General features: G+C 65.9%; 6 protein-coding genes. 4 read left to right on the top strand and 2 right to left on the bottom strand.

Annotated elements, in window-relative coordinates; all coding sequences use genetic code 11:
- Together VFA16_RS19895 and VFA16_RS19900 are read left to right on the top strand one after the other, a co-directional pair.
- Positions 1-685: alpha/beta hydrolase (locus VFA16_RS19895; protein ID WP_324969473.1), on the top strand; the 685-nt coding region annotated here is incomplete at its 5' end.
- Between the two features lie 3 nt (positions 686-688).
- Complete coding sequence (locus tag VFA16_RS19900) at positions 689-1,117, top strand: DUF6653 family protein (RefSeq protein ID WP_324969474.1); 429 nt, start codon at positions 689-691, stop codon at positions 1,115-1,117.
- On the opposite strand, the gene VFA16_RS19905 is transcribed toward VFA16_RS19900, so the two are convergent.
- A complete protein-coding gene (locus tag VFA16_RS19905; RefSeq protein WP_324969475.1) occupies positions 1,114-1,893 on the bottom strand; it encodes a DUF2127 domain-containing protein in 780 nt (259 codons plus the stop codon). The two genes, VFA16_RS19900 and VFA16_RS19905, sit on opposite strands and share 4 nt — an antisense overlap.
- A gap of 83 nt (positions 1,894-1,976) precedes the next feature.
- Between VFA16_RS19905 and VFA16_RS19910 the strand changes: the two genes are divergently transcribed.
- Complete coding sequence (locus tag VFA16_RS19910) at positions 1,977-2,255, top strand: hypothetical protein (RefSeq protein WP_324969476.1); 279 nt, start codon at positions 1,977-1,979, stop codon at positions 2,253-2,255.
- Between the two features lie 3 nt (positions 2,256-2,258).
- Positions 2,259-3,434 carry a winged helix DNA-binding domain-containing protein gene (locus VFA16_RS19915; RefSeq protein ID WP_324969477.1) on the top strand — a complete coding sequence of 392 codons (1,176 nt, stop codon included), beginning with the start codon at positions 2,259-2,261 and terminating at the stop codon, positions 3,432-3,434.
- Positions 3,435-3,516: 82 nt separating this feature from the next.
- On the opposite strand, the gene uvrA is transcribed toward VFA16_RS19915, so the two are convergent.
- A complete protein-coding gene (gene uvrA, locus VFA16_RS19920) occupies positions 3,517-6,429 on the bottom strand; it encodes an excinuclease ABC subunit UvrA (protein WP_324969478.1) in 2,913 nt (970 codons plus the stop codon).
- Positions 6,430-6,491: the final 62 nt, after the last annotated feature.

Consider the following 6,491-nt stretch of genomic DNA (forward strand, 5'->3'; position numbering starts at 1 on the left):
CGTGAACGGCAGCCGCGGCAATGCAGCCGACCATCTCACGAAGGACGTGCTGCCTTTCATGGTTTCGACCTTCGGGGTCAGCCCGGATCGGTCGAATTGGGGCGTCGTCGGTTTTTCGATGGGCGGGACGTGCGCGGTTGATCTGACGGTCATGCATCCCGACCTGTTCAGCGCTTTCGTTGACATCGCCGGGGATCTGGGCCCCAACACCGGGACGAAGGCGCAGACTATTGCCCGGCTGTTCGGCGGGAACGCCGCCGCGTGGGCTGCGTTCGATCCGACCACCGTGATCAAAAGACATGGCCCTTACACGGGAGTTTCCGGCTGGTTCGGGGTCAACACGGACGGGGTGCCGGCGCCACGTCGCAGCGTGGCCGTCGCCGACACCGGCACGCTCGCTGGCCGGTTGCTCACCGGCCACGCCAACGAGCAGGCGTTGGCCGCGCAGTCGCTGTGCACTCTCGGCCGCGCCAACAGCATCGACTGCGCGGTGATCACGCAGCCCGGCAAACACGACTGGCCGTTCGCCGCCGGGATGTTCACGACCGCGCTGCCGTGGCTGGCCGGCCAGCTCGATACTCCCGGCGTGGCACGGGTGCCGTTACCCAGCGAGTCGTCGCCGCCGCCGGCACCGCGGGCGCCGGCTCCCGGGCCGGCACCGCACGGCCACGCCGCAGCCAAGTAGCGCGTGACATCGGTCGCAGGGGTCCGCCGCGCGATATTCGCCCGTCACTGCAATCCGTGGAGTGCCTGGACACGCTGGGCCAGCACACCCTTGGTCCTGGTGCCGGTCTGGACGCGACGGTGGGATTACGCGGCATTGGTCGGTTTGTGGTTCGTGGTCAATCCGGTGCTCTTCGGCAAGCCGGGCCACGAGCAGGGCTGGTCCACTCGGGCGATGCTGGGCGAAGAGCTCTGGATCACCCGCAGGCCCAAAGACGCCGCGCTGGCCGTCAGCGCCGCGACGTCCATCGCAGCCGTGTGTGCAATCGTCGCGGCGCGTCGGCGTCGGCTCGGCACCGCGGCAGCGGCAACCGCCGCGCAGATGGCGCTGACATTGGTGTACTGGCAGCAGATGGTGCGCTACCTCGACCGCGAGCGGCTTGCGGAGGGCTAACCGCTTGTTTTGCCGGCGGTTTCGCGCAGGCCCGCGCGTTCCACGGTCAACAGGCTTTCTGCCCGGTGTTCTTTCCGATAGGCTTCCGCGCCGCCGTTGAGGCCGAAGAGGTGTTTGCTCCACAGCAGCCATACCACGGCGACGACGTTGATCAGGAACGCGATGATGCGGACAGCCGTAATCTTTTCGGTGAGCTCATAGACCTCCAGCGGCAGGAAAACGCTGGTTGCGATCACCGCGAAGTATTCCCCCCACCGCTGTACCAGCCACAGCCCGACGGCTTCAACGAACTCGATCACCGCGTACGCCGCGAACGCCAGCGCGATCCACAAAAACGTCGACGACGACAGCGCGAACAGGTGCACGATGTGGCGGACGATTTTGGAATTGTCGGGATCCCAGCCGATCTGATTGGCCAACGGCCGGATCAAGGGAAGGTCTTGCTCGAACGCTTGCTGCAACCGTGCCCGTGAGCCACGCACCTTGAGCACGCCGGCCGCCAGCAAGACAAAGACGGCGCCCCGAATCGCCCGTTCCACGGCGAGCGCCCGCATCAACGTCCGGTCCCGCAACATTCGCCCCCGCGGGATCTCCGGCGCGGTGTCGGCCGGACCGCTTTGGCGGGGAGGCCCTACCACGAAGGTTTCGCACCGCAAGCAGCGCCATGCCTCGCCGGCGGGGGTATCGGCCTTCAAGCGCTCCCGCAGCGCCGGCTCGTCGGGGGCAAATGTCGCATGCCCGCGCAATCCACACGATCGCAGCGCGAAGTCCACCACCCCTAGCACGCTATGTCACCGCGGGCCGATGCGCAGCCAGCCAGCCGAGGTGACAGCAGCCAGCCCGGCGGTAACATGTCCAGATGCCTGACGCTCCGAAGCGTCCCCCTGTTGATCCTGGCGCTGCTACCAGTTCGGAAGCGCCGGACGCCGAACCCGGCTACGACAACTCGGGCGTACCGACATTCGACTCGGTCCGCGAGAAGATCGAGACCCGATACGAAACATCAATCGGCGCAGCCGAGTTGGATTCCGAAAGCCCAGAGGGACGCAGTATTGAGCAGCAGTACGAGGCACGCCAAAAGGCGGCAGCCGAACGGCTGGCTGCCATCCGCGAATCGATGCGCAAGGACACCCGCTAAGCGGTGCGGACATTCAGCGTTGCCGAGCGACGAAATCGCCTGGCGCGCAGGCATTTTCTGGCTATCTCACCACGTGCCGACCCGATCGGCTCAGTTGTTGCCACTTTGGTCGGCCTGCACGCCACTGACCCGGCCACTCCCTACCTGTCCCTGTGGGCGCGATCCCCCGGCTTCACCACCACCCACCTCGACGACGAGCTGTACTCGAAGCGTTCACTCGTCAAGCATCTGGCGATGCGGCGGACACTCTGGCTGGTCAAGACCGACGACCTGGCAATGGTTCAGCCGGCGGTCAGCGACCGGGTCGCGGACAATGAGAGTCGGCGACTGATCGCCGATGTACAAAAGGCGGGTATCGCTACTGACGGCGCCCGCTGGGCCGACCGAGCGTGCATCGCGGTAGTGCGCCACCTGGCCGGGCATGGACCTGCCAGTGCGGCCGAACTGCGGGCCGCGCTTCCCGAGCTAGCCGGGACTTACGATCCCGCGCCCGGAAAGCGTTGGGGCGGTGAGGTTCCGGTCGCTCCCCGAGTACTGACCGTGCTCTCTGCTCGCGGCGATATCGTGCGCGGCCCCAATGACGGAGCCTGGACCACATCGCGACCACGATGGGCCACTGCCGCCAGCTGGCTCACCGTGCTACCGGAGCCGCTGTCTCTCGACGCAGCCAGGGCTGAACTGGTCCGCCGGTGGCTCCAGGCGTTCGGGCCCGCCACCGCACAGGACATCAAGTGGTGGTTGGGCAGCACGCTGACTGCAGTCCGCAAGGCGCTGACCGACATCGGTGCGGTGCTTGTGGACCTGAACGGAACGTCCGGCTACGCCCTGGCCGATGACCTCGAGTCGGAGCCTGACGTCGAGCCGTGGTGTGCGCTGCTGCCCGGCCTCGACGCCACGACTATGGGTTGGTATCACCGCGACTGGTATCTGGGTGAGTGCGGCGACCAGGTTTTCGACACCAACGGCAACGCCGGCCCCACTGCGTGGTGGAACGGCCGGGTGGTGGGCGGTTGGTATCAGGACGCCGATGCCCGCGTGCAACTCCAGCTTCTGGATGACCCCGGCCGTGATGCGCGGCGAGCGTTGCAGCGGCGGGCGGCCGAACTGACCTCCTGGCTGGACGGCGTGCGGATCAACCCGCGGTTTCCGTCGCGACTGTCCAGGGCAGCGCCGAGCTGAGGTTCCGCCGAGTGTGCAGCTTGTCGGCGCGATTTCGTCGACTTATCGGGCACAACCTACACACTCGGCGCGATACGACCCGCTAGGCGCTGACGCGGCGACGCCGGTTCGACCGTGGCGTCGCATTGACCGGCACACCAAGCGTCTCGGCGAGAAACTTGCCTGTGTAGCTTTCGGGCACCGCCGCGACATCCTCGGGTGTGCCTTCCGCCACGATGGTTCCGCCTTCGGCGCCGCCCTCGGGGCCCATGTCGATGATCCAGTCCGACGTCTTGATCACGTCGAGGTTGTGCTCGATGACGATCACGGTATTGCCTTTGTCGACAAGCCCGTTGAGGACGTTGAGCAGCTTGCGGATGTCGTCGAAATGCAGCCCGGTGGTGGGCTCGTCAAGGATATAGACGGTGCGCCCGGTGGAGCGCTTCTGCAGCTCCGAGGCCAGCTTCACCCGTTGCGCCTCGCCGCCGGACAGTGTCGGCGCCGGCTGCCCGAGCCGCACATAGCCGAGGCCGACGTCGACCAACGTGCGTAGGTAGCGGTGAATGCCGGTAATCGGCGCAAAGAATTCCTCGGCTTCCTCGATCGACATGTCGAGCACCTCGGAGATGGTCTTGCCCTTGTAGTGCACCTCGAGGGTTTCCCGGTTGTAACGCGCGCCGTGGCACACCTCGCACGGCACGTACACGTCTGGCAGGAAGTTCATCTCGATCTTGATGGTGCCGTCGCCCGAACAGGCTTCACAGCGGCCGCCTTTGACGTTGAACGAGAACCGGCCCGGTTGATAGCCGCGGACCTTGGCTTCGGTGGTGGCCGCGAACAGGGTACGGATCTTATCGAACACCCCGGTGTACGTGGCCGGGTTGGAGCGCGGTGTGCGCCCGATCGGCGACTGGTCCACTCGTACCAGCTTGTCGACGTGGTCGAGCCCGGTGACACGGGTATGCCGGCCAGGCACCTGACGGGCGCCGTTGAGCTTGTTGGCCAGCACCGCGGCCAAGATGTCGTTGACCAGCGTCGACTTACCGGAGCCGGACACCCCAGTGACCGAGGTGAGCACGCCGAGCGGAAACGGCACGTCGATCTCGCGCAGGTTGTGTTCTCGCGCCCCGACGACGGTGAGTCGCCGCCTTTTGTCGACGGGTCGCCGGATAGCCGGAATCTCAATGCTTTCCGAGCCCGACAGGTAGGCGCCGGTGATCGAGTTCTTGTTGCGCAGTAGCTCGTCATAGGTTCCGCTGTGCACGATTTGGCCGCCGTGCTCCCCGGCGCCCGGCCCGATGTCGACGATCCAGTCGGCATGCGCGATGGTGTCCAGATCATGCTCGACGACAATCAATGTGTTGCCCAGATCACGTAGCCGAGTGAGGGTTTCGATGAGCCGACGGTTGTCACGCTGGTGCAGACCGATTGATGGCTCGTCGAGCACGTACAGCACGCCCACCAGACCGGAGCCGATCTGGGTGGCCAGCCTGATGCGTTGCGCCTCACCGCCGGACAACGTTGCGGCGGCCCGCGATAGGCACAGGTAGTCCAGCCCGACGTCGAGCAGAAAGCCCAGCCGCGACTGGATTTCCTTGAGCACCTGCCCGGCGATAGCCTGTTCGCGAGGACCCAAGGTGAGCGCGTTCAAGAACTCCGCGCACTCCGAGATCGACAAGTCGCACACCTCGGCGATGGACTTCTTACCCCGCTCCCCCGCAGCCAGCGTCACCGCCAGGATCTCCGACTTCAGCCGCGTCCCTTGACACTCCGGGCACGGCACGTCACGCATGAAGCCCTCGTAGCGCTCCTTCATCATGTCGGACTCGGTCTGCGCCATTTTGCGCTGCAAGAACGCCATCACGCCTTCGAAGTCGGCGTAATACGACCGGGTTCGGCCGTAGCGGTTGCGGTAGCGGACGTGCACCTGCTCGTCGCAGCCTTCCAGGATCGCCTTGCGCGCCTTGGCCGGAAGCTTGCGCCACGGGGTGTTCACGTCGAAGCCCATCGCCTCGCCGAGGCCGGCCATCATCCGGGTGAAGTAGTCGGCGGTGTGTCCCATCGACCAGGGCGCCACCGCGCCCTGCGCCAGCGTCAGCTCCGGGTCGGGCACCACCAGGTCGGGGTCGACCTCCTTGCGGATGCCCAGGCCGCTGCACTCCGGGCAGGCGCCGTAGGGCGAGTTGAACGAAAACGACCGTGGCTCAAGGTCGTCGACTGCCAGCGAATGTCCGTTCGGGCAGGCCAGCTTCTCGGAGAACCGCTGCTCGCGGTGATGATCGGGTTCATGGCCGCCATGATCGGGGAACTCCAGCACCACGATGCCGTCGGCCAAACCCAGTGCGGTCTCCACAGATTCGGTGAGCCGCTGCTTGGCGCTGGGCTTGACGGTCAGCCGGTCCACCACGACTTCGATGTCGTGCTTCTCCTGCTTCTTCAGCTTCGGCGGATCGGTCAGCGGATGCACCACACCGTCGACCCGCACCCGGCTGTAGCCCTGGCTGTTGAGTTTCTCGAACAGGTCGACGAACTCGCCCTTGCGAGTGCGCACCACCGGCGCGAGCACCTGGAAGCGAGTGCCCTCGGGCATTGCCAGCACCTGATCCACGATTTGCTGCGGTGTTTGCCGGGCGATCCGCTCGCCGCACACCGGGCAGTGTGGCGTGCCGGCGCGGGCGTACAGCAGCCGCAGATAGTCGTAGACCTCGGTGATGGTCCCGACCGTCGACCGCGGGTTGCGGTTGGTCGACTTCTGGTCGATGGACACCGCCGGCGACAAACCCTCGATGAAGTCGACGTCGGGCTTGTCCATCTGGCCGAGGAACTGACGCGCGTACGCCGACAGCGACTCGACATAGCGGCGCTGGCCCTCGGCGAAGATGGTGTCGAACGCCAGCGAAGACTTTCCCGAGCCGGACAGCCCGGTGAAGACGATCAATGCGTCGCGCGGCAAATCAAGATCAACGCTGCGCAGGTTGTGCTCGCGCGCACCCTTGACGATGAGGCGATCAGCCACCCAATTTCCCTCCACAGATACCGGTCCCTGCCCATGCTATGTGGCCCCACCGACAAGCTAGC

It is taken from the genome of Mycobacterium sp. (assembly GCF_035653355.1).
Lineage (GTDB): Bacteria > Actinomycetota > Actinomycetes > Mycobacteriales > Mycobacteriaceae > Mycobacterium.